Source organism: Commensalibacter nepenthis (assembly GCF_029953305.1).
GTDB lineage: Bacteria > Pseudomonadota > Alphaproteobacteria > Acetobacterales > Acetobacteraceae > Commensalibacter > Commensalibacter nepenthis.
Window position 1 is genome coordinate 394,033 of sequence record NZ_JASBAN010000001.1, and the last position, 22,975, is coordinate 417,007.

The window sequence follows — 22,975 nt, forward strand, 5'->3', positions numbered from 1 at the left end:
TATGGATAAAAGGGATTTAAATAGTTTATGTGTGATGGCTTATATTTCCAAGATTAACAATAACAACGCCTGTCACGATAAAAACGATGCCAATAATGGAAGTAAGCGATAAATTTTGCTTATAAACAAACCAAGCAAGTAAACAAATGCCTACTGTTCCTATGCCGGACCAAATCGCATAGGCAATTCCAACAGAAATTTCACGTAAAGCCATTGACAAAAAGTAAAAAGAAACACCATATCCTATTAAAGATAACAATGTAAAAACCCAATTCGTAAAGCCCTCAGATGCTTTTAAACTGCTGGTTGCGCATATCTCTAAGAGGATTGCAATTACTAAATATATATAAGACATTCATTTTCTAACAAATATTAAGTATAATATAAACACCAACATACTACAAAAAGGAGTAATCATAATGGGTATATACGGAACAATGATGATATTAACAATTATTGCTTTTTCATTATTTCAGTTTTTTCTTAAAATTATTGGATCGACACAAAAAGAGAACGCTCATAAATCATTAGAAGAAGCTATTCAAAGAGACACAGATGAATTCAATCGATCTTAATTTGCTTTAACCGCAGGCTGTTGCTCATGAATATCGAATTGAATTTGTGTTGAATTAAGCGCTTTTTTCTCTAAAATTGGGGTGATCGTTATTTTGATATTTTTGGTCTTGTAAAGTTGTGCAATTTTTACCATTGAATTCGTAATGATCTCTGCATTAGCAACATTCCCTACTTTTAATGGGATCACTTTTTGTAATGCTTGTGATGTAAATGCTGTATTTCCGGTAAAGCTAATTTTTTTGATGGTTGCTTGAGAAACATATTCCTCTTGAGTGTCTGAAGCGGGATTTTCTTGTGTATTTTGTTGAGTTTTACCTTGGGATATTTCACTTACAGAATGCGTATTCATGGGTTTTGCATGCACAATAAGAGCTGTAAAAAATCCACAGAGCAGCATCATAGAAAAAAGATATTTTTTGTTTACCACAATTATTCTCATTTGTTTTTCAACCATAAAGTTCGCATTCTAAATAAATTTGACTTTAAATTGCAATAATTTTCTATCAATATTCCTAAACCCACCCTTTAATTTCTTGGTCAATCAGATTTTTTAACAGAGTAATTGCCAAAGGATGGTCATTTATACAAGGAATATAGGTAAATTCTTTCCCTCCATTGGACAAGAAAAGCGTTCGATACTCATAATCGATTTCCTCTCTGGTTTCCAAACAGTCCGCCATAAATCCAGGGGCGACGACAGCAATATTTTGGATGCCCTGCTTGGTATATTCTGTAATAACATCGGCAATATTAGGTCCTAACCATTTATCTGGTCCGAAACGAGATTGAAAAACCAACGGCATTTCTTGTTCGGTTTTACCCAAGACAGCACGTAAAGCAGCTGCTGTTCTCTGACATTCCCGTTCATAAGGGTCTCCTGCTTTCACATAACGAAGTGGCAAACCGTGAAAAGACAATAAAATACGTTCGGGTTGCACAGCCAGTAATTGCAATTGCTCTTGGATCGTATGTTGTAACGCCTTGATATAATCAGGATGATCGGCAAAAGAAAATAATGTACGTATAGCAGGTTGTTGGCGATAGCCCATCAAGGTGCGAAACACTTCATCATTTACGGTTGCCGTTGTCGTTGCACTATATTGTGGATATAAAGGCAAGACAAAAATATGATTACAATCTTGATCTTTTAAAAAATTAAGTTTCTTTTTAATCGATGGATTGCCATAACGCATCGCCCATTCAATGCAAATATGTTGTTGTGTGAACTCGAGCTCCAAAGTCTCGGCTTGATTTTGTGTAACCACCGCCAATGGGCTTTTATTTTTGGTTTTATCCCATATTTTTTTATAGGAATGCCCCAAACGACGTGGGCGAAATGTTAAAACAAACCCTTGTAAGATCGGCTGCCATAACCAAGACGATAGCTCAATCACACGTTTATCCGACAGAAACTCGGACAAATATCGACGAATAGACCAATAATCCGTTCCCTCTGGCGTTCCCAAATTCACCAATAATACACCTATCTTGGGACGATTATTCTGATTATTATTCATGATATTTTCCTATTTTAAATCTTCGGATGATATTGTGGTCATATAGGCAATCATTTTTTTCATTAAAGATGAACAAGGATATTGGCTCAACTTATTCAAATCAATCCATATATTGTCCTGTGTTTTCTCAAGCAACTTTAAATTATTCTCTAGTTTAAACAACTTAACTTTTAAAGTAAAATGTGTAAAGACATGCTTTATCTGTCCACTTTCTTTAAAATTTCCATGACAACCAATTTCATTAAGTGCTTGTTCTAAAGACGTAAATTGCTCTGACCATAATGTGCTAGGCAATTCCATTGTTCCAGCCAACACACCTTTTTCTGGACGTTTACACAGTAAAATTTGACCTTTTTCATTTTGGATAAACAGAGAAATACCATATTTCGTCGGTTTCGCCGTTTTCTTTTGACGTATTGGTAAAATATCAGCAATATTCTCCTGACATGCTTTGCAAACTTCTGATAAAGGGCAAATTAAGCATAATGGATGTTTAGGCTTGCAGATTGTTGCGCCAATATCAAACAAAGCCTGTGCAAAATCCCCTGCTCTTACTTGCGCCTCTTGCCCTGCATTCAGTATTTTTGCAAGGCTCATTAATGTTGGTTTAACCGCTGGCAAAGGCTCTTGGATTGCAAATAATCGTGCCGTTACACGCTCTACATTCCCATCCACCGCGACATAAGGTTGGTTATACCCAATGGATAAAATTGCCGATGCTGTATAATCGCCAATCCCTGGTAATGCTTTTAATGCGTGATAATCATTGGGGATCATCCCGCCTTGTTGTGCGATTTCTTGGGCACAACGGTGAAGGTTACGAGCCCGGCTGTAATATCCCAATCCCGTCCACATCGCCATTACTTTTTCCAATGATGCCTCTGCCAGATCATTAAGCGTTGGAAAATTTTCAATAAACTTGTTAAAGTATGGAATAACTGTTGCAACTTGGGTTTGTTGCAGCATAATCTCGCTAAGCAATACGTAATAAGGATTAGGTATTGTGCCTGTTTTTGCTCGCCATGGCAAAATGCGTTGATGACGATCATACCAACGTAAAATCAAAGTGGCATATGGAATTTGAGTCGACATATATCAATGGTGCCTTTAAACATGGATGAACAAAATAGTGACAATGATGCATATTATAGTGCAGACTATCCTGTAAATAAAACAGCAAAACGTAATCATGATATGTATCAAATTGCTGGCTCTATTCAAAAGGTCACGCGCCCTATTTTCAAACAAAAAACACTGTCAACTATTCAATTAATCACAGATTGGAACGATATTATCGGTCATCATTATGGAAACCTTACATTTCCCTATCGGCTTGTCAATGGCACGTTAACGATCGCTTGTTCCAGCACAACCGCTGCTGAAATGCACTATATCAGCAATAACATCATGCAAAAGATAAATATTTATTGTGGCAAACCCATTGTCACCACAATCAAATTTTTATCAAACAGAAACGCACTGGCTTCATTATCCAAAAAACCGATTTTACCTATTCGTCCGCCCGCCCCTATTAAAATAGATAATTTTCCCCACAGCCCCCTGCAAGAGGCTTTGGCGAGATTAGGTGGACATTTACAATCTAAACACAGAGGAAAATAATCATTATGTTTGCACATCATCAAAAATTAATTGAAAAAGCAAAAGATAAAGAAGCCCCCAAATGTGCTGTCTGTTATCCATGCGAACATACTGCCATTGAATCAGGCATAGAAGCACACAAGCTCGGGCTGTTAAATCCTATTTTTGTAGGACCAACAGATGAAATCAAAGCCATTGCTGCCAAACATAATATTTCTTTGGATGGGTATGAAATTGTTGATGCAAAAAGCGAAGCCGCAGCAGCGACAGCCAGTGTGCAATTAATCCGTGAAGGCAAAGCGCAACTCTTAATGAAAGGCAGCCTTCACACTGATGTCATGCTAAAGGCCGTCGTGAATAAAGAAAATGGCTTAAGAACAGGCAAACGCATTACTCATGCCTTTTTAATGGATGGTTTAAACTGGGAAACACCTTATATTATTTCAGATGCTGCGATTAATATTGCACCCGATTTAACCACCAAAATGCATATTATCCAAAATGCCATCGATTTACATCATGCCTTGGGTTATGGCGTGCCACGTGTAGCGATTTTATCCGCTGTTGAAATGGTTAATCCTGATATTCCATCAACCCTAGAAGCAGCAGCCTTGTGTAAAATGGCAGATCGTGGGCAGATCACTAATGGCATTTTAGATGGTCCATTAGCCTTAGATAATGCCGTCAGCTTAAAAGCAGCTCAAATGAAAAAACTGGATACACCAGTCACAGGCAAAGCACAAATCCTAATCCCACCCGATTTGATCTCTGGCAATATTTTATTCAAAGCATTATGCTTTATTGGCGATCAACCTGCCCATGCGGACAGTGCTGGTATCGTTTTAGGTGCCAAAGCCCCAATTATTTTAACCAGCCGTGCCAGTGGTCTGGATAGTCGATTGGTTTCTTGTGCAATGGCGAAATTAACTTATTATCACAGTGTATAAAAGAAGGCAAAGAGTATCTAGTAATAGATACTCTAACATTATAAAGAATGAATGTTAATCAATTTACAAATAAAAATACAACAAGAATATCATGGATAGATCAATTGAAAGCGATATGTATGATCCTTGTTGTTTTTACACATTGCCATGAAAATACATATGATCTTCCCAAAGTTTGGACTAGTATTTTTTATTCTATCGATAGATGCGGTGTGCCTATATTTTTCATGTTGTCAGGTGCATTTATTATCGCCAAAGCATATAACCAAAACATATTTACTTTTTATATTAAAAGGATACCAAGATTTATTTTCGCAATCGCTCTTTGTGCGATTGTAACCAACACGATTTTCTTAATAACAACTGGTAAGCCTATTATACATGCTGTATCATCAGCCATTTATCATTATAACGGTATCTATAAAGGTGATGATGGTAAAGCTATTCAATTATAGTTTATGTATCCTTTGATACTTCTTTACTTAATGGCTCCTTTTATATCGAAAATGGTTATAAATTCAACTAACAAAGAATTGTTGCTTTATATTTTTCTATGCCTACTTTTCAATCAAATTCAGGATATATTTTACGTAGCTAATATAGAAACAGCATTAAACAAATTTGGGAAAGAATTTACTGGTCCCTATGTTGCTTACTTTATTTTAGGTTACTATTTATTCAATATTAAAATAAAACATAACAAAATTTGGTTGATTTTCTCTATTCTTTCTTTTTTCTCAACAACTTGTTTTTTATATATTTTAGATATGCATACTAATATAAATATGCATTGGTACGGAAGTTCTTTGCCTATATTTATATCTAGCGTATCATTGTTTTTTATACTCAAATATCTTTTATCTTGTATGAATCTTTATTTTTTAAATGATATAGGTAAGAAATCTTTTGGAATCTATATTTTCCATTATGCAATCATATTTATCATTTTATATTATATCAAGGATATAAAAATAATCTGGTATTTAAAATGCTCTCTTCTCTTCTTTATATCCTTTTTTGGAGCATATATAGCTACAATATTTTTCTTAAAAATCCCACTATTAAATAAAGTCTTAAGCTGATAATCAATTTGAAACAATTTTATCTTGATTATGCCTTCTTTATTAAAATTAATGTATTTGCTCTATTTTGATCAATTAATCTTTGTCAAACCATTTTTTGATTTTAAATCTTGAGCTTATACTTTAGTTTCTACTAAAAATTACAGCATAAAAAGAAACCACAGCTTAAAACCGTTAATTTTAAAACATTAAAGCACGCTCTGTCTGATTAAAACAACTTCTTAGTCAAAATATTCTATATTTATTAATATTACTCATCATTATCAGCAGGAACACCATAATGATCGGCAAAATGCTTGCCATCTGCACCCCAGCTGTAGTTTTGAGGAGTATAAGGCAACATTGTTGCATTCCATTTTTTCCAATCTTGTTTTAATCTGGAAAATAATTCAGGTAAACGATCTTTTAAATTCGCCCGTTCTTTGGGATCACTAACAACATCAAATAAAAACTCGTTCTTACCAATTTTTAAATATTTATACTGACCTTCTAAGTGCGCATGTTGGTCATGGATATTATAACGCCAAAACAAACTGCGCTTGCCTTTTTTGTTTGTATCCGTCAAAAATGGCAATAAATTTACACCATCTGTTGGGAACGATGGATCTGGTTTTTTCCCAGCAGCATTGATAAATGTTGGCAACCAATCCATTGTTATATTTACTTGTTCGGACACAGATCCAGCTTTAATCTTGCCTGGCCAACGCACGACAACAGGAACACGCACCCCACCTTCTAATAGCTCCCCTTTCATACCTGTAAATGGGGCGATATTTGAAAAGCGTTCCCCTCCATTATCACTGGTAAAAACAATAATTGTATTCTCAGCCAAATGGTGATCGTCCAATGCTTTTAAAACTTGTCCAATTTGGTCGTCCATTGCTTTAACCATATTACCATAAGTCTTTTGTGTGCCACCATCATAATCAAAAATATGTCCATTTATCCGTTTTGATTCAGCTTCATCCTCTGAACCTTCCCAAGGCCAATGGGGTGCATTAAAATGTAAACTGATAAAAAAAGGATGATCAGTTTTTGCATATTCATCAATTAAACGAATGGTTTCCTTACCAAGTAACCCTGTTAAATATCCGTGGTCGTGAATCACTTGGTTATCACGATAAAACTGGTCTTCTCCTTTATGCTGTTGATGGGTAAAATAATCAGCAGCCCCACCCAATATTCCATAAAAATGATCGTATCCACTTTTCAATGGACCAAATTGAGGCGGATATCCTAAATGCCATTTCCCAATCAATGCAGTTTGATAACCAGCTTTTTGCAATTGTGCAGGCAATGTTGGCAATCCTGGTCGCAGTCCAATTCTTTTATCCTTGCCTGTCAATGGTTCGTCCAAACCACATTCTATACGATCTTGATAGCGTCCAGTAATCAATGCGGTTCGCGTTGCCGAACAAACCGCTGAATTAGCATAAGAACGGATCATGCGTACACCCTCATTTGCAAGACGATCGATAGCAGGTGTTGTATATCCTGGATTACCAAAACAACTAATATCCCCATATCCCAAATCATCAGCCAAGATAAAAATAATATTTGGTTGCTTGGTTTGATGGGAAATATTTGCTTTCGTTTTAAGCGTCGTCGCAACGCCCAATCCAACAAAAGCCCCCAATACACCGCGCCTATTTAATGAAGAAGCCATCATCATTACCTTTTCTGTTAATATTTATTAAACATACTATATTGTATGTTTTATTAAACATGCAACTATAATTTTAAGTAATTTAAAATATACAACTATAAAATATAGTTTAATTATTGATTACTCTGGGCTTCATCTAGCCATTAAGTTCAAAATAGAATATCTTTTTTATATTACCATTTCCTTCATTTCCCAAATATCTTCAGAAATATGAGGAATATATGACACAGGGCTATTTACATAAAAATGAAAAGCCATGTGAATTTTACGTAAAAATCAAGTAAAATAAACAATCAGAATATATCTCGAAAGATCAGGTGGTTCATCAAAACACACCTGATCTATCATGCTCTATTACTTTACCTGTACAACATAATCAGATAACGGATGTTGTTGCTTAATCACTTTTTTATTAAATAAATAATTCATAAAATTCTGAATCTTTGCGTCATCTATGTTGCCTGGCTCTGGCGCGATTGAAGACAATGTTGCTAGCCATGCGGCTTTGTTCAAGGGTGTATTGAGTTCGGGATGATCTTTGATTGCTTTGTTGAACATCTCATCAGAATGGTTTTTAAAATAGTCATTGCCTTCTTTTAATGCCATCATAAACCGAGCAATCTTTGGATCTTTGGCTTTGTCAGGACGTGCGACAAAAATTAACTCATCATAATTTGGTACGCCATAATCTTCAGGATAAAAGAATGAAACTGGAAATTTACGTTGTTGCAAATCAATCAATTCATAATTCCGTGCTGCCCCGATCACCGCATCTACCGCACCTGTCATTAATGCTTGTTCTAGTTGAAAATTCACATTAATTAATTGAACATCAGACAAAGATAATCCTGCACTTGCCAACATACTTCCTAAAACAGCCTGTTGATCTCCCGCAATCGCAACACCTATTTTCTTGCCTTTTAAGTCTTTGATCGATTTAATATTGCCATTCGTAATCAACACATCCATCGGTTGATTCAACAAAGATCCAACTTGAACCAATGGAATATGCTGATCCACCATCATCCCTAGTTGTATAGGATAAGAAATAGCCATATCCGCCTGCCCTGCTGCAACTAGTCTTGGTGGTGCATTGGGATCAGCTGGTGCGATCAATTCCACATCCAATCCATGTCGTTGAAACGCCCCACTATATTGTGCTGCCAACAATGATTCATGACTGGCATTTAAAAACCAATCCAAAATCACTGTGACTTTATCATTGGCATATGCACCAGAATTAATGAAACATCCAGCCACCAAAATAAAAATAGCCAACAAATATTGCTTTTTGATCATATTTTATTCCTTATTCACACAATACAATGATTTAAAACAACGCCTTAATACAAAAAAGAAAAGTTTTTATAATGAAAGCAAAAACAATAATTGTGCCTGCTAACGAGGTCATAAAAACAACAACAAGATATATCCCAGTAAATATAATGATAACATAATGCCAAAAGCGATTATATTTTATTTCTGTTTCTAAAATCAGGGGCAATATCCACCCATAAATATTGATAAACTGATCGAAAATAAAATCAAAAATCCTTAACATAAATCAAGACCAACATACATTACTCACTTATGTTTTGTGCGTTCAATAGCAGCATTGAATTGATTTGCTAATGGCTTCCAATCATCAATAATTTTTGTAGGAAAAGATAATATAGATCATTTTGCTTTAATTTTATCATCCAACATGATTACTACTTTTTCATAATTAATATCTTGTCTAAAACGCAGTCGTCATGGTCAACATTGTCGCAAATCCACCGCCAATATAATAATAAGGCGACGATCCAGGAATGGTTGTACCATATTTTCCCACTGTATCATGGGCATTACTGGTTGGGCTGGAAACACCAGAAAGATATTTTTGATCGGTAATATTGATAAAATTCATACGAATTTGTGGGTGCTTCATAAATCCATAACTATCAAATCGATATCCAATTGCCACATTACCCGTTGCAAAAGAACCAATAGATTCATCATTCATAAAGGTTGCATATTGCTTACCCACCATTTTGACATTTCCATTGGCAAAAAAATGCCCATTATCATAAGTTAACCCCACAGCAAATTGCCAAGGTGGACTACGCACAGCTTGTTTGCCTTTAGTAGGTAATAAATCGCCATAGGTGCGCAAATCATTATCCATTCTGGTATATAAATATTCTCCAGAAACATAAGGGCTGAAATGATGCCAAGGTTTTAATCCAATTTCTGCATCAACCCCACGCGATGTTTGCCCACCAGCATTAATACTGGAACCTACCCAAGCCCCATTTTGACGCAAGATTGTTGAAATCATACGGTTCGTATAATTATAATTAAAAAACGTAATACTGCCTAGGAACCTTGATCCATTATACCGATATCCCAGCTCTTCTTCGATAGAATATTCTGTTTTTAAGTTATTCGTTCCTGATTGAACAATATTGCCTGAATTGGGATCATATGTATCAAACAAAGTTGATTTATGCGGCACAGCAAAATTCGTATTCACACTGGCAAAAATCTGATGCTCTTTGGTAAATTGATACCGCATTCCTATTCTTGGCAAAGGTTTAGAAACATTGTCACCCGTGCGATATTGTGGACCAGGTAATTGATTCCAGCCTGCACGGTTCAAAAATACTTGCTTGAACCCCACATCGATAAACAACTTATGATCCATAAAATTCATATGATCGCCCAAAAATATGGCATTCGTTTGTGTAATTGTATGATCGTTTTCGGCAGCTAATTGCTGACCATTGGGTAAATGAATGTTATTGTTAGAACCACTCCATAAATCCCATGGTTTTCCATTTGATGATACTGCCGTAAAAGGTTGTGTGACAACATCATCTGAATAATCATACCAATATCCCAATAATAACTGATGATGTTTTAGATTATAAGTCAGTGTCGGTGTAAAGCCTGAACGATAGGTGCGTTGAAACCACCCGCCCATTACCAGTGCAGAGCCATCCACCGCCCCTGGGATAGACATCTTGCCATCAACAGGTTGGTTCCCTTGCCATAAACTATCTGTGTTTAATATGGTTCCATATGGTGAATTCCCATACCCATATTGAAAATAAGGGGTGACTTTGAATTGTAATTTATCAGTTAATGTAAATTGAGAGGGTGCAGCAACATAGATTTGTTGGAATGTTTGTTGATATAATTTCCAATAATTTGTATTTTCAAGACGATCTTTATACCATGTTCCAGAATAATTATTACCATTCCCTGGCCCTTCTGTAATCCATTCAGATTTCGTTGGCGTATAATAGCTGCTGCTTAATGCGTGGTTCCAATCCCCAAGCAATGAAACATGGTTATCATTCCCCCATTCTTTGGTGAACTTGAAATCAATATGATTTCTGTGGTCATATCCAGGTCCACGCCAATTATTGCCACCTGTGTAAGAATAAGAAATAAATCCTTTGATGCCCGTTTTACCGACCTCACCCGTGTCAATTCGCATAAAGGCACGCCCTGTATGGTGTGATCCATAGGACAGCTCTGTCATGCCTCCAAAATGATCCACAGGGTCTCGTAATTTTAAATTAACCACCCCACCTGCTGCATTATAAACAGGGCTGTCTAAATCAGGAGATCCTTGAGCCAAGGAAATGGTTTGTAAATTTTCACTATCGACAAACTGATTTAAATACCCAAATCCATCAGAGGCATCATTGAGTGGCATTCCTTCCATTACATACCCGATCGAATTCCCCGTCATTCCACGCACAGTAATATCATTTTGCGAAGATATTCCATAAGGATCAGAGCTCGACACATTCGCCCCAGGTAACATACTGAGAAGATTAAACACATTGGATGTTGGTGCCTGCATTTGAATATAATTTTGAGAAATATTGCTGACCGATTTATTTGCGGTTTCAGGCTTTATCAACCCACCGCCTGCTTGATCGCCTGCATACCCATAAGCTGTTTTATATCGTGGGGTTTTACCTGTCACCGTAATATGTTCCCCATCTCTTTGATCTGTAATATAAGGTTCAGATGATGGCACTGACAAAGCTTCTTGAGCCAGACTTTTCTCATCAATACAAGGCAATAAGAGTGTGATTACAAAAGATACGCGTACGAATAACGAGACTTTAAGTGTCATTTTTTCCTCTCCCTTCGCTGGCATGATCCAGATCAGGTTCTACGGGTATATTCTCAGCCTCTAATCAGAGAGACACCCCGGTTAAAACAAATTATTTTAGCTATTTACTGTATTTCAATAGGTTTGAATAGACCTTTTTATCAAGAATAATCCATTTCGATCAATAGTGTGATTTTTAAGTGAATTCACATTCATTCCAATTTTTATCTTTTTACTCGTTCCATTTATCATCCAATAGGAAATAATGATTTACATCTAAAAATGCCGCATTTTTCTCTAGTGAATCTGCAATAATGGTCAGACCTGAAATAGCAGCAATAATCTCCATCCTAACTGCCAGATTTTTTTCAATTTTTTCCCTTTTACGCAACCGCCTAATCACATTATGCGCCATCATGACTGTGCGACCATAAGAACCATGCACGTTAAATCTTTCAACACGTCGCAAAACAATTTTTAAGAGTATTTTAATGTCATTCGTCACAATGTCTTGATCAATCATAGAGCGTAACCGCAAGACATTCAGCCCAATCATCATAACGGCGATGGTACCCAAGTGATACGCCTGCACAACTTTAGTATTTTTGGTTGTATTTAATTGTCGCATCATTGTGACCAATAATTCAGTGGTTTGAAATAACCAAATACGCGGACTTTTTTTTGTGACTTTGGGTAATAAACGTAATTTTTTTAGTAATGTCTGACGCAAATGTAACCGAGTATGAAGTGGTGTATAGGGATAAAATAATTTAAAAGAAAGTATAGTAATAATAATTCCCATAAATAAAGATAATGAATTATTAAAAAAAGATATTTCATCCAACCGCACCCCATTATCCAACCCAACCATATAAGGCAAATAAGAAGCATACGACGCTGATACAGATAGCGTTTTCGGATTGGCAATTCCCAATCCACCAATCATGGTTGGAATAAATAATACAGCACATAATGTCTCAATATCGCTTAGCGATGGAATAAAATAAAAGGTTAATAACCACCCAGCCAACAACGCCCATAAAGACCCTTTTAACCATCCCATCGTCGTCGCAGATGGATTTTCAAACAAGCAAAAACGTGCACATCCCATCCCAACCAAGGCAACAGCTGAACCCCCTTTATCCCAACCGGTAATATACCACATGATACATGCTGCAAACATCGCCATTAACGTGCGAATACAATTTTTCCATGCCAAATCATAATTTAAAGAAGGATGAACATGAAATTTAAAAGGATCATTTTGCACAGGATGTGTACTTTTATAATACTCATCCAACGTCACTTGCAATTCACCCAAAAGCTCACTTAAGGTTCTAAATAAAATTCGATCGTTAAAGATCGCTTCTTTATATTTTTCACAATCCTCTGGATCGCCTGAATAGTTCTTTTCATAAAAACTATCTGTAATACGTTGTCGACATTCCCAGCGCAATTTATTTAATTGCCTTTGTTCATGTTTAAAATCTTGCTCTTGATCGATCCGACGCAATAGCTTTTCTAAACGATCTTGAACTTGTGGAATAATCGTTGTGAATTCAGACGTTACATTTTGGAAATGCGACATCTGGGTCGCCAATCCCATCCCTCTGGCAATAACCGCTGTCACCGAAAATAACGCAGCATGCGCATGATCCCCAGTATGGTCATACCCATTCATTTCAATTTGTCTAAATTCAATCGAAGAATTAAAATTTACAATAGAATCAAATAACTCTTGGGACTCTACAATCGCCTTGGTATCCCCACCAACAATCTTAAAAACAGATTCCAACGTCCCTTTGATTGCAAACAATAAATTGTCATTCAGTTGCTTACGCGCATGACTATCAAGATTTAAATCAAAAATACGACCCACAAAACTATCAGCAAAAACACCCAAAAGAATATAAGTCGTTCGTGACATCGCCAACATAAAAATACCGTTGGGATTATCCACAGAACCAAAAGCAATAATCGCACACGTATATCCCGCCAGCACCATGGCATATGCTTTGAAACTTTGCATACAAGTTCCAAACCATACGCAAATCGACACAAATAGCGTGACCGCAATATCAAATAACCACGCCTCTTGAGGGAATATCGCAACAAAAAAGACGGCTGCAATCGCACCAAAAACCGTTCCAACCGCACGCCAATAGGCTTTGGAAATCGTTTCCCCACGCGATGTATTGCGTGCGCATACCCAAACCGTCATAGGCGCCCATTTTGGGCTGTCCATTTGCAACCATAATGCAATCGCCAACGCTAGGAAAGACGCAATCGTTGTCCGCAATGCAAAAAAAAAGGCTGATGCGGATGGCGCATAAATCCAACGAAAAGATTCTATAAATTCTTTGCGTATTAGTAAATGCCTATCCATCCAAGACGTGACTGTTTGAAGTCGTGTCACAATAACCCTTTTTAAATGAAAGTGAAAAACTTGCCTAAGTTATCCCTTTTTTCATTGATCTTCAAACAATTATTTCACGTAAAATAGCTGTATCTTAATAAAATAAAGACCTGTATGATCTGACACGTAAAAAAGATGCGTTTTTATCCAAAGCATAAGTCATTAATATTAAGGCAGAAATCGCCACACTGATTTCCATACGAACGGCTAAATTCTTTTCTATGGCTTCCCTTTGACGAAATTTTTTAATCGCACGATATGCAATAATTACCGTACGTGTATGTTGTCCATATTGCGCTTTATGTCCCTGAAATTTGGCAACTCGCCGTAATACAACCCGCAATACATCACGAATATCTTGGGTGATAATATCATTCTCTACCATTAACCGTAGGCGAATAACACAAATCCCAATCAACATCACCGCCATACTGCCGTGACGATAAGCATTTGCTGTTGAAATGCTTTTATTAATCCCAAGTTGATTCATGAGGATCGTAAAATTACCTGATACGAAATTAATCCACTCTCTGGGCGAATAAGGTTTGGCTTTATTGGCTAAATTATGTAATCCATCCAACAATTTTTGACGCATTTGGAGTTTTAACCTGCGCCCATGATAGGGGAAAATAATGCTATAGGCAATCAACGCGACTAAACCACTTATAAATAATGCCATTGCATCATTAAAAAATGCCAGTTCATTCACTCTGCCACTATTTTCGAACCCCAATAAATAGCAAAAAAAGAACATATATCCACCTGCAATCGGCGCATATTTTGGCGTGCACATCGCCAAAGCACCAATAGACATCGGAGGTAATAAAATCATACATAAAATTTCAAAAGAAGTAATCTTTGGCATGATGAACATATTAAAAATAAAGGTTACTATGATCGCAATACATATCCCTTTGAACCATCCCACACATGCGACAATAATATTATCAAATACGCAAAATCGCGAACACCCCATACATAAAAATGCCAAGAATACAGTGGCATTGCTCCACCCTGTAATCTCCCAAATCAGGCATCCAATCGTAATGGTAACAAAGGCTCTGATCGCATTTCGTGCGGCACGTTTATAATCGGGTGGAAATTTTATAGAGAATTTAAAATTATCTTGCAGAGTGGTATCTTGACTTTTATATAATTCTAATAAAGTGCTTTCTAATTCTGCCAATATTTCACGTAAATTTTGATATAAAATACGATCATTCAAAGATTTTTGTGCATGAGTCGCATCAAACTCTTGGGCGTTTCTAACATCGCGATAAAAGCTATCAGAGATTTTTTGCCTACACTCCCACCGTAATTGATTAATACCCGCCAATAAGAATTTTAACCCATCGTTATTTTTTAACCCTTTGATAATGGATTGTAATGTGCTTTCTGCCTGTGGTAGGATTCGATCAAAATGTAATAATTGATTTTTCATTTCCTTAAGGTGAATTGAAAAGCCCATCGATTTAACCAGCAAAGAAGAAACTAGGGATAAGGTTGCCCGTGCGTGATCGCCTGTATGTCCTGTTCCTTTCAACTCTATTTCACGGAATTCAACATTATGAGTTAACGCAATAATCGACGTTAAAAGATGATCCGATTGTGCCGCAGCCCAATTTTTCCCCTGAATAATATGTATTACCGAAATCAACGCGCCTTCGACTGCTTTTTGAAGATCATTATTTAATTTTTGATGGGCATAGCGATGCAAATTGACTTCGAACAAACGAGCCACCAAATTTTCAATAAAAATACCTAGGATAAAATAACTCCCCCTCGACATTGCCATCATAAAAGTTGTGTTTGGATCTTTCACAGAAGCAAATAAAACAATCGCACAGCTAAATCCCGCCATTGACCAGCCAAACGATAAAAAATGTCTTGTACAACTGGCAAACCAACAACAGACAGAAACCCATAATGCGACTGTTAATTCAAATAATAACGGTTGTTGAGGAAAGCTGGACATAATGCATAACACAGCAATAATGCCGACAATATTTCCCAAAATCACCCAATAGGCTTTGGATAATATTTCCCCACGAGAAGAATTTTGCGCCACCACCCAAACAGACATAATCGCCCAACGTGGGCTGTCCATTTCCATCCATAAAGCAATCGCCAACGCAGCATAAGAGGCGAGAATAGTTCTGAATACAAAAATAATTGCAGTTTTAGAAGGAAAAAATAACCAACGCCAATTTTCAAACGAAAAAAAATCAAACGATATTATTCTGCTAAAACGCACTAAATCAGCCTTACTTATATTTTAAAATAAAATGCATCTTACTAAAATGACGTAAAAATCAAAGTCTCTCTTCATCAATTAAATAAAAAACGTTATTTTGTGATAAATAAAACATTCTACTTTAATTTTTCGTTATTCTATTGCTTTAAAGCACGTCGCTATTTTTACAGATAATGAATTATAACGTGATTCCAACGTTTCTGAATATGTCAATAAAGCAACCATTGCTTGACCATCGGTGCCTTTTAACAATTTCATATACACGATATTCCCATCCTTATCATACCCACTGACAATAGCCCACCGAGAATGACTTGTACGATAGGTAATGCGACCAGCATCACCAAGCACAGAATGACTGACTTCTAGGATCATTTTCTCGAAATCATTATGATAAAGAATATTTAAACTATTTGACCCATATACGCGTATGGTGGCACCATCCTTGGCAAGGAATATTTGACCATCTCCATTCTCTGCTTCTCCTTGTGGGATCATGAAGGGTGGATAACATATTTGATAGTGAAAACGAGAATTCTGATAAACACGCCACTGACTGGTTAAAGATGTTTCCTTGGCAATTCCGTTATGAGTTAAAAATAATAACCCAACGATCATCCATGAAAAACAATATGCAATTTTGAGTTTTGTAATATATCTTTTAAAATTCATGAATTATTCTTTGAGTTTATTAAACCATAATTGTGATTGCTCAAGGTTCTTAGCCACACCTGTCCCTTGCTGATACATCATCGCAATATAATGCATTCCCTCTTTATTTCCCAACTTGGCAGCATGTTCATAATAATAAAAAGACTGCGTTGGGTTTTTCACTATTTCATCTCTTCCAGTATAATAAATTTGTCCCAACATTAAATCAGCATCAATAATAGCTTGTTTTATCGCTTTATCTTGATCCGCGGGATCAGTTGCAGCAATTTTTCTCCATATCCTCACCGCTTTAACAGGATCAGCACGACCAGTGATCCCCATAAAGTAAAAATTACCCTGTTGATAGAGGGCAGGCAAATATCCTTGTTGTGCAGATTTTTCCAACCAATCCAAACTGGTTTGCAAATCATGATTATAAAGATATAACATCGCCAATTGATATTGCGCTTTGGCATTGTCTTGATGGGCTTGGTTTTGAATGTGTTGAAGCGTCATTAACAAGGATTGAACTGATTCCAAACCTTGTTGATCGATCAATTTTAACATCGCCACAGCATCTTGATTGCCTTGTTTCACAGATTGCTTATAAAATATCATCGCTGCCCTTGTATCAGCAGGCATCTGACAGCCAATCAAGTGTAACTGTGCCAAATGATATAGACCCACACCATTTGGTTTTGTTAAATAGCTTTTCCCTGCTTGCAGACAGCCTATTCCATTACTTTTATCATCAGGGTAATAAGTCTTATCAATAAAATGCGTGATTAGATCTTTTTCATCAATCGTATTTTGCGTTTGTGCATTGATTAAAGAGGGTAATAAATTGGAATACGCAAAGCTACTCGTCGTACAACCCATTGAAAACGTAACTATCATGTAGAATAGTCGTCTTTTTTTTTGCATGGATATTATCCTAAAAAAATCCTTAATCAATAACTTCCAACAATGATAGACAATTATCGATTTTGTTGCAATTTATCACATGCTTGTTCATAACCATTGGCACAAGATTGCTCATAATATGCTTTTGCTTTTCCTATATCTTGCTCTACACCATGACCATATTCATAGATTTCACCAAGGTTAAATTGTGCATAAGCATTGCCTTGCTCGGCAGCTTGTTCATAATAAGCGATAGCTTTTTGGTAATCTTGTGCCACGCCCTCTGCAAAATAATACATTCCGCCCAAGCTAAATTGTGCATTCACATGATTTTGAGCGGCAGCTTGCTGATAATAGACAACAGCTTTGTCAAAATCTTCGTCCACACCATCACCTAAATGATATTTTAATCCCAAGTAAAATTGAGCATTCGCATTGCCATATTCTGCCGCTACAGTAAAATAATCTATTGCCTTTGGAATATCCTTGGTAACCTCAGCACTGCCTGTAAAATATAACATGCCTAAATTATAGTGAGCTTCGGTATCCCCTTGTTCGGCAGCTTGTTGATAATATTGAACAGCTTTCTGAAAATCTTGCTCTACACCAGCACCATGTTCATAGAGCAACCCAAGATAAAATTGAGAATCTATATCGCCTTGACCTGCGGCTTTTAAAAAATATTCAGCAGCTTTGAGGTAATTTTGTTCACCCCCATCCCCTGTGAAATACATCAAACCTAAACCATATTGAGCCTTTGCATTGCCTCTATCAGCCATTTCTTGATTATGTTTGAACGCTTGTTGTTGATCTTGTGTCATTAAACTGCTAATCCTTTATAATATAATCAATATAGTCTATTTTAATGTTTCTTAATTCTTAAAAAAGAAGCATTTTTGTCCAACGCATAAGAGATCAAAATTAACGATGAAATCGCAGCACTGACTTCGACACGAACAGCCAAATTTTTCTCTGTTGCTTCACGCTGTCTGAAACGTGTAATGGCACGATGTGCAATCATGACGGTTCTAGCATGTTGAGCATATTCCGCACGACGACCATCAAAAACCGCAATCCTTCTTAATACAACCCTTAAAATATCCTTGATATCTTCTGTCATAATATCATGTTTAACCATGTGGCGCAGGCGAATAATATTAATCCCAATTAACATCACCGCCATACTGCCATGACGATAGGTTTTTACCAATGTCGTGTTACGATCTTCATTTAATTGACGCATTAACACCACAAATGCTTCGGAAACAAATCCAACCCATTCCCTCGCCAAAGGTAAGGATGATGCTTGTGCTAACTGATGCAAACCGCGCAATAATTTCATTCTCATTTGGCGTCTGAGCTTTCTGGCACGATAGGGGAAAAATAATCGATAGGACGCCAACGCAAACACACCACTCGTAAACACAGCAAGCGAATTGTTTAAAAATGAAATTTCATCCACACGTCCCTCATTCGCAAACCCCAACATATAGCAAAAGAAAAACGCATAAGTCGACGCAACCGGTGCAAGACGAGGAACACACATTGCCAACGCCCCAATCCCCAAAGGAATAATCATCAAAATAAATAATAAATTCAGATTACTAACAGCAGGCATAATAATGAAATTATAAAAACCCCCGACAATAATCGCAATACATGCCCCTTTGAACCACCCCAAACACGCCAAAGTTGCATTTTCAAACAAGCAAAAACGCGCACATCCCATACATAAGAATGCTAGGAATAAATACCCTCTGTCCCAACCTGTGATTTCCCATGCAAAACACCCCAACGCAATCGCAAAAAAAGCACGGATTGCGTTCCTCCATGCTCTTTTAAAATCGAAACTCGATTTTACCTCAAATCGGAATTTATCATGTAAATTAAAATCCCGACTTTTACTTAACTCGCGTAAAGTAACTTCTAATTCTGCCAAAATTTCTCGTAAACTTTGATATAAAATACGATCATTTAAACTTTTACGTGCATAATCTTCGTTGGTGGCTTGGGGTTGCCCCAAATTTTTATAAAAACTATCAGCAATGCGTTGACGACATTCCCAGCGCAATGCGTTCAACGCTGTTAATGTTTCTGATAAGGGTGCTCCTGTCTTTAATTGTTCTCGTAATTTCAATAAATAACTTTGCGTTAATGGAACAATATAATGAAAATTAAGAACGTCTTTTTGAATTTGCTTTAGGTGAATAGAGAAGCCCGTTGCCTTGACCAACAATCCAGACACAGATGCCAACACAGCGCGTGCATGATCGCCAGTATGCCCCGTTCCCTTCATTTCTTGCTCTCGAAATTCAATATTATTATTCAAATTAATCATAAAAGAAAGAAGCTGATCTGATTGAGCCACCGCCCAATCATCCCCATCCAACATCTGAGCAACGGACTTAATACCTTCTTCAACTGCATTTTGCAAATCATCATTAAGCTTTTTGTGTGCTTGATGATGTAAATTCAGGTCAAATAAACGTGCGGTAAAATTCTCTGCCAAAATCCCCAAAATAAAATAACTACCACGCGACATAGCAATCATAAAAGTATCATTGGGATCACTGACCGAAGATAATAACACAATGGCGCAACTATATCCCGCCATCACCATCCCCAACGCTCGAAAGTTTCGTGTGCAACTGGCAACCCAACAACAAAATGCCACCCATAATGCCACCGATAACTCAAATAAAAGAGGTTGTTGAGGAAAACTACCCATAATACAAAGGGCAATAATAATGCCCGTAATATTGCCCACAATAATCCAATAGGCTTTGGACAAGACCTCTCCTCGAGAGGAATTTTGCGCCACAATCCATACCGCCATAATCGCCCAACGTGGACTGTCCATCTCCATCCACAATGCAATCACAAGCACAATATAAGTGGCAAGAAGCGTGCGAAACGCAAAAATTATCGCCGTTTTTTGAGGGGCATATAACCACCGTAACGATTCAAAAACGGACTTACTTAAAATCATGGACAAAAATGCCTAATCGTATTTAATAATGATTATTTCAAATAATTATTAAAAATTTATATATATCATAATATGAGTATTACAAAATATTATAAAGATCCTTTTATAAATTTCATATTACTCAATATTCTATCTAATCTCGATTATATAAACGATACGAAGGGTTAAGAAAAGCAGCATTTTTGTCTAATGCAAAGAAAATTAAAGTCAAATACGCAATTGCCTCTGTAATTTCCAAACGTTTGGCAAGATTTCTTTCTTTTCCTTCTCTTGCTCTTAATCGCCGCACCGCACTTTTAATAATTAAAACCGTGCGCCCTAAACGTCCCCCTTGGAAATGCTGAATACGACGCATCACAACCCGCAACTCATTTTTAATATCCTCGGGCAATACATCATGATCGATCATACTGCGTAATTCCATAATATTTAACCCAATAGACATCACCGCCAATGCGCCATGATTATATTTTTGAATTAAAATCGTTTCATTCACAGGATCAAATTGACGCATTAACGAAACGAACCAATCCATTGTCGATGCCAACCAACGACGATGATTAGGATTCTGCGAAACCGTTGTTAATTCACGAATACTATGTAACATACGAGACCGAATTTCGCGCCTGACTTTCTGAGGAGAATACGGGGCAACAAATCGAAAAGCCATCGCCGCCAAGCCCACCCCACAGACAACAGCTAGGGTTGTGTTTAAAAAAGTTACCTCATCCATCCGGCTTTGATTACTCACGATAACCAAAAAGGGGAAAAAAATAGTAAAGCTCATTCCGATACCGCGCGTGGGTAAATGATAAATTGCAAGCCCGCCAATGAATAAAGGGATAAACAGCATCAAAAATACCATCTCTATTGAAGTAGTTAACGGCATTAACGTTACATCAATCAACCACGCAGCCAAAACGCAAACAATCACCCCTTTGAAAAAGCCGATACACATCTTATAAGCATTTTCAAATAAACATAACCGCCCGCATGCAACACATAACAACCCAATCGCGCTGGATAATTCATCCCATGCGGTAATTTCCCACAAAAAACACGCTACAATAACAGCAATAAACACACGCAGCAAATTCCCCCACGCTAATTTAAAATTATACAAAGAAGGTAAAGAAAATCTAAATTTATCTTTTGGATTTGGGTTAATTGCTTTTTGATATTGTATAATTATGACTTCTATTTCACCCAACAACTCACTTAAAGAGCGATATAAAATACGTAAATTCAACAAACTATTTTCATTTTTACTATTTTGTATCGCATTTGTATCCTCATAAATATAATCTGTAATGATTTGTCGGCAATCCCAGCGTAACTGACTGAGTGATTTTAAATGATCTTGAAAATTTTTATCCTGCTTGACTGATACAATCAGCTGATCCAAGTATTTTTGTATCTTTGCAATAATATTTTGAAACCGAATATCTTTTTCAAAATAATTCATATAGATGGTTAAGTTAATCAAACGCGTTAACACAACACTAATTGATGATAAAATCGCATATACATGATCGATTGTACGATCATCTCGCATCAATTCTTCTTTGCGGAATTCGACACTACTTTGAAACGCAGAGACTGCGGCAAAAATCTTTTGTACCTTAAATGCTGCTTGATAATCCCCTTTCAAAGTTTCACCAATCACCGTCAAAGCCCCTGAAACAGCCTGAGACAATTTGTCAAACAATATGGCTTGACTTTTTTCACGCATATTTAATGCAAAAACACGCTCGATGAAGGTTTGGCACAACACCCCAAGAATAATATAACTTCCGCGCGACATTGCCATCATAAAAATCCCATCAGGGTTGCTTGATGTACTCAATCCAATCAATGCACAAGTATACCCCGCCAACACAACGCCATAAGAACTGGAATTACGCATTAAGCTGGCTATCCAACAGCAACAGCCCATCCAAACAGCCAAACCAACCCCAAATAGAACAGGCTGTTGAGGAAAAGCAGCCGCCATTAAAATAGCTATACTAACCCCAACCAAAGTGCCAACAACACGCCATCTTGCTTTGGAAATCGTTTCCCCTGGTGACGTTTGGGCAACAATCCAAACCGTCATCATTGCCCATTTGGGACTGTCTAGCTCCATCCATAACGCAATCGCCAACGCCAAATATGATGCAAGAAGCGTCCGTAATGTGAAAAATATTGCTTCCTTAGGGGGGGCATATAGCCATGAATATGATTTCAATTTATTCAATGCAAACGGTTTGAAGTTTTTTATC

Annotated in this window: 17 protein-coding genes, 1 pseudogene and 1 riboswitch; of the genes and pseudogenes, 4 read left to right on the forward strand and 14 right to left on the reverse strand. The window is 36.9% G+C overall.

Translation table 11 applies throughout. From position 1 onward, the window contains the following. Nucleotides 1–25: 25 nt before the first annotated feature. Nucleotides 26–355 (reverse strand): DMT family transporter, encoded by a 330-nt coding sequence (locus QJV33_RS01725; RefSeq protein WP_281461696.1) that lies wholly within the window; start codon nucleotides 353–355, stop codon nucleotides 26–28. A 64-nt stretch (nucleotides 356–419) separates the two neighbouring features. Between QJV33_RS01725 and QJV33_RS01730 the strand changes: the two genes are divergently transcribed. Beyond that, entirely contained in the window at nucleotides 420–575 is a 156-nt protein-coding gene (locus QJV33_RS01730) for a hypothetical protein (protein WP_281461697.1), read from the forward strand. Here QJV33_RS01730 and QJV33_RS01735 read toward each other — a convergent pair. The 3 genes from QJV33_RS01735 to mutY all read right to left on the reverse strand — a co-directional run bounded on the left by QJV33_RS01735 (nucleotide 572) and on the right by mutY (nucleotide 3,185). Then, complete coding sequence (locus QJV33_RS01735) at nucleotides 572–925, reverse strand: POTRA domain-containing protein (RefSeq protein ID WP_281461698.1); 354 nt, start codon at nucleotides 923–925, stop codon at nucleotides 572–574. The two genes, QJV33_RS01730 and QJV33_RS01735, sit on opposite strands and share 4 nt — an antisense overlap. A 163-nt stretch (nucleotides 926–1,088) precedes the next feature. Next, nucleotides 1,089–2,093 (reverse strand): ferrochelatase, encoded by a 1,005-nt coding sequence (hemH, locus tag QJV33_RS01740; RefSeq protein ID WP_281461699.1) that lies wholly within the window; start codon nucleotides 2,091–2,093, stop codon nucleotides 1,089–1,091. Nucleotides 2,094–2,102: 9 nt separating this feature from the next. Continuing rightward, nucleotides 2,103–3,185 (reverse strand): A/G-specific adenine glycosylase, encoded by a 1,083-nt coding sequence (mutY, locus tag QJV33_RS01745; protein WP_281461700.1) that lies wholly within the window; start codon nucleotides 3,183–3,185, stop codon nucleotides 2,103–2,105. A 21-nt stretch (nucleotides 3,186–3,206) separates the two neighbouring features. Between mutY and QJV33_RS01750 the strand changes: the two genes are divergently transcribed. The 3 genes and pseudogenes from QJV33_RS01750 to QJV33_RS01760 all read left to right on the forward strand — a co-directional run bounded on the left by QJV33_RS01750 (nucleotide 3,207) and on the right by QJV33_RS01760 (nucleotide 5,721). Then, complete coding sequence (locus QJV33_RS01750) at nucleotides 3,207–3,713, forward strand: DUF721 domain-containing protein (protein WP_281461701.1); 507 nt, start codon at nucleotides 3,207–3,209, stop codon at nucleotides 3,711–3,713. 5 nt (nucleotides 3,714–3,718) lie between these two features. After that, nucleotides 3,719–4,639: a bifunctional enoyl-CoA hydratase/phosphate acetyltransferase gene (locus QJV33_RS01755; RefSeq protein WP_281461702.1), complete on the forward strand. Its 921-nt coding sequence runs from the start codon at nucleotides 3,719–3,721 to the stop codon at nucleotides 4,637–4,639. Nucleotides 4,640–4,686: 47 nt separating this feature from the next. Then, nucleotides 4,687–5,721 (forward strand): annotated as a pseudogene (locus QJV33_RS01760) (acyltransferase). Between the two features lie 250 nt (nucleotides 5,722–5,971). Here the strand turns inward: QJV33_RS01760 and QJV33_RS01765 are convergent. The 10 genes from QJV33_RS01765 to QJV33_RS01810 form a co-directional block, all read right to left on the reverse strand. Next, entirely contained in the window at nucleotides 5,972–7,387 is a 1,416-nt protein-coding gene (locus tag QJV33_RS01765; protein ID WP_281461703.1) for a sulfatase family protein, read from the reverse strand. Between the two features lie 354 nt (nucleotides 7,388–7,741). After that, the gene (locus QJV33_RS01770; protein WP_281461704.1) at nucleotides 7,742–8,686 is read right to left on the reverse strand and encodes an ABC transporter substrate-binding protein; all 945 of its coding nucleotides are present in this window, start codon (nucleotides 8,684–8,686) and stop codon (nucleotides 7,742–7,744) included. 439 nt (nucleotides 8,687–9,125) lie between these two features. Beyond that, nucleotides 9,126–11,522, reverse strand: a complete 2,397-nt coding sequence (locus tag QJV33_RS01775; protein ID WP_281461705.1) for a TonB-dependent receptor — start codon at nucleotides 11,520–11,522, stop codon at nucleotides 9,126–9,128. Then, a riboswitch (TPP riboswitch) is annotated at nucleotides 11,515–11,612 on the reverse strand. (Overlaps the previous gene by 8 nt.) 121 nt (nucleotides 11,613–11,733) lie before the next feature. Then, the gene (locus tag QJV33_RS01780; protein WP_281461706.1) at nucleotides 11,734–13,917 is read right to left on the reverse strand and encodes an FUSC family protein; all 2,184 of its coding nucleotides are present in this window, start codon (nucleotides 13,915–13,917) and stop codon (nucleotides 11,734–11,736) included. A 94-nt stretch (nucleotides 13,918–14,011) separates the two neighbouring features. Next, nucleotides 14,012–16,171, reverse strand: a complete 2,160-nt coding sequence (locus tag QJV33_RS01785; protein WP_281461707.1) for an FUSC family protein — start codon at nucleotides 16,169–16,171, stop codon at nucleotides 14,012–14,014. Nucleotides 16,172–16,303: 132 nt separating this feature from the next. After that, nucleotides 16,304–16,843, reverse strand: a complete 540-nt coding sequence (locus tag QJV33_RS01790; RefSeq protein ID WP_281461708.1) for a hypothetical protein — start codon at nucleotides 16,841–16,843, stop codon at nucleotides 16,304–16,306. 3 nt (nucleotides 16,844–16,846) lie between these two features. Next, nucleotides 16,847–17,746 (reverse strand): tetratricopeptide repeat protein, encoded by a 900-nt coding sequence (locus QJV33_RS01795; protein WP_281461709.1) that lies wholly within the window; start codon nucleotides 17,744–17,746, stop codon nucleotides 16,847–16,849. A 53-nt stretch (nucleotides 17,747–17,799) separates the two neighbouring features. Further along, complete coding sequence (locus QJV33_RS01800; RefSeq protein WP_281461710.1) at nucleotides 17,800–18,546, reverse strand: tetratricopeptide repeat protein; 747 nt, start codon at nucleotides 18,544–18,546, stop codon at nucleotides 17,800–17,802. A 41-nt stretch (nucleotides 18,547–18,587) separates the two neighbouring features. Beyond that, a complete protein-coding gene (locus QJV33_RS01805) occupies nucleotides 18,588–20,714 on the reverse strand; it encodes an FUSC family protein (RefSeq protein ID WP_281461711.1) in 2,127 nt (708 codons plus the stop codon). Between the two features lie 133 nt (nucleotides 20,715–20,847). Further along, the gene (locus QJV33_RS01810; RefSeq protein WP_281461712.1) at nucleotides 20,848–22,941 is read right to left on the reverse strand and encodes an FUSC family protein; all 2,094 of its coding nucleotides are present in this window, start codon (nucleotides 22,939–22,941) and stop codon (nucleotides 20,848–20,850) included. Nucleotides 22,942–22,975 lie beyond the last annotated feature (34 nt).

What these genes read in the sequence shown, in the direction of transcription:
- QJV33_RS01770 (WP_281461704.1), bottom strand. Translation starts at nt 8,686, where the DNA reads ATGATCAAAAAGCAATATTTGTTGGCTATTTTTATTTTGGTGGCTGGA.
- QJV33_RS01775 (WP_281461705.1), bottom strand. Translation starts at nt 11,522, where the DNA reads ATGACACTTAAAGTCTCGTTATTCGTACGCGTATCTTTTGTAATCACA.
- QJV33_RS01725 (WP_281461696.1), bottom strand. Translation starts at nt 355, where the DNA reads ATGTCTTATATATATTTAGTAATTGCAATCCTCTTAGAGATATGCGCA.
- QJV33_RS01735 (WP_281461698.1), bottom strand. Translation starts at nt 925, where the DNA reads ATGAATACGCATTCTGTAAGTGAAATATCCCAAGGTAAAACTCAACAA.
- QJV33_RS01750 (WP_281461701.1), top strand. Translation starts at nt 3,207, where the DNA reads ATGGATGAACAAAATAGTGACAATGATGCATATTATAGTGCAGACTAT.
- QJV33_RS01790 (WP_281461708.1), bottom strand. Translation starts at nt 16,843, where the DNA reads ATGAATTTTAAAAGATATATTACAAAACTCAAAATTGCATATTGTTTT.
- QJV33_RS01800 (WP_281461710.1), bottom strand. Translation starts at nt 18,546, where the DNA reads ATGACACAAGATCAACAACAAGCGTTCAAACATAATCAAGAAATGGCT.
- QJV33_RS01795 (WP_281461709.1), bottom strand. Translation starts at nt 17,746, where the DNA reads ATGCAAAAAAAAAGACGACTATTCTACATGATAGTTACGTTTTCAATG.
- QJV33_RS01805 (WP_281461711.1), bottom strand. Translation starts at nt 20,714, where the DNA reads ATGATTTTAAGTAAGTCCGTTTTTGAATCGTTACGGTGGTTATATGCC.
- QJV33_RS01755 (WP_281461702.1), top strand. Translation starts at nt 3,719, where the DNA reads ATGTTTGCACATCATCAAAAATTAATTGAAAAAGCAAAAGATAAAGAA.
- mutY (WP_281461700.1), bottom strand. Translation starts at nt 3,185, where the DNA reads ATGTCGACTCAAATTCCATATGCCACTTTGATTTTACGTTGGTATGAT.
- QJV33_RS01730 (WP_281461697.1), top strand. Translation starts at nt 420, where the DNA reads ATGGGTATATACGGAACAATGATGATATTAACAATTATTGCTTTTTCA.
- QJV33_RS01765 (WP_281461703.1), bottom strand. Translation starts at nt 7,387, where the DNA reads ATGGCTTCTTCATTAAATAGGCGCGGTGTATTGGGGGCTTTTGTTGGA.
- hemH (WP_281461699.1), bottom strand. Translation starts at nt 2,093, where the DNA reads ATGAATAATAATCAGAATAATCGTCCCAAGATAGGTGTATTATTGGTG.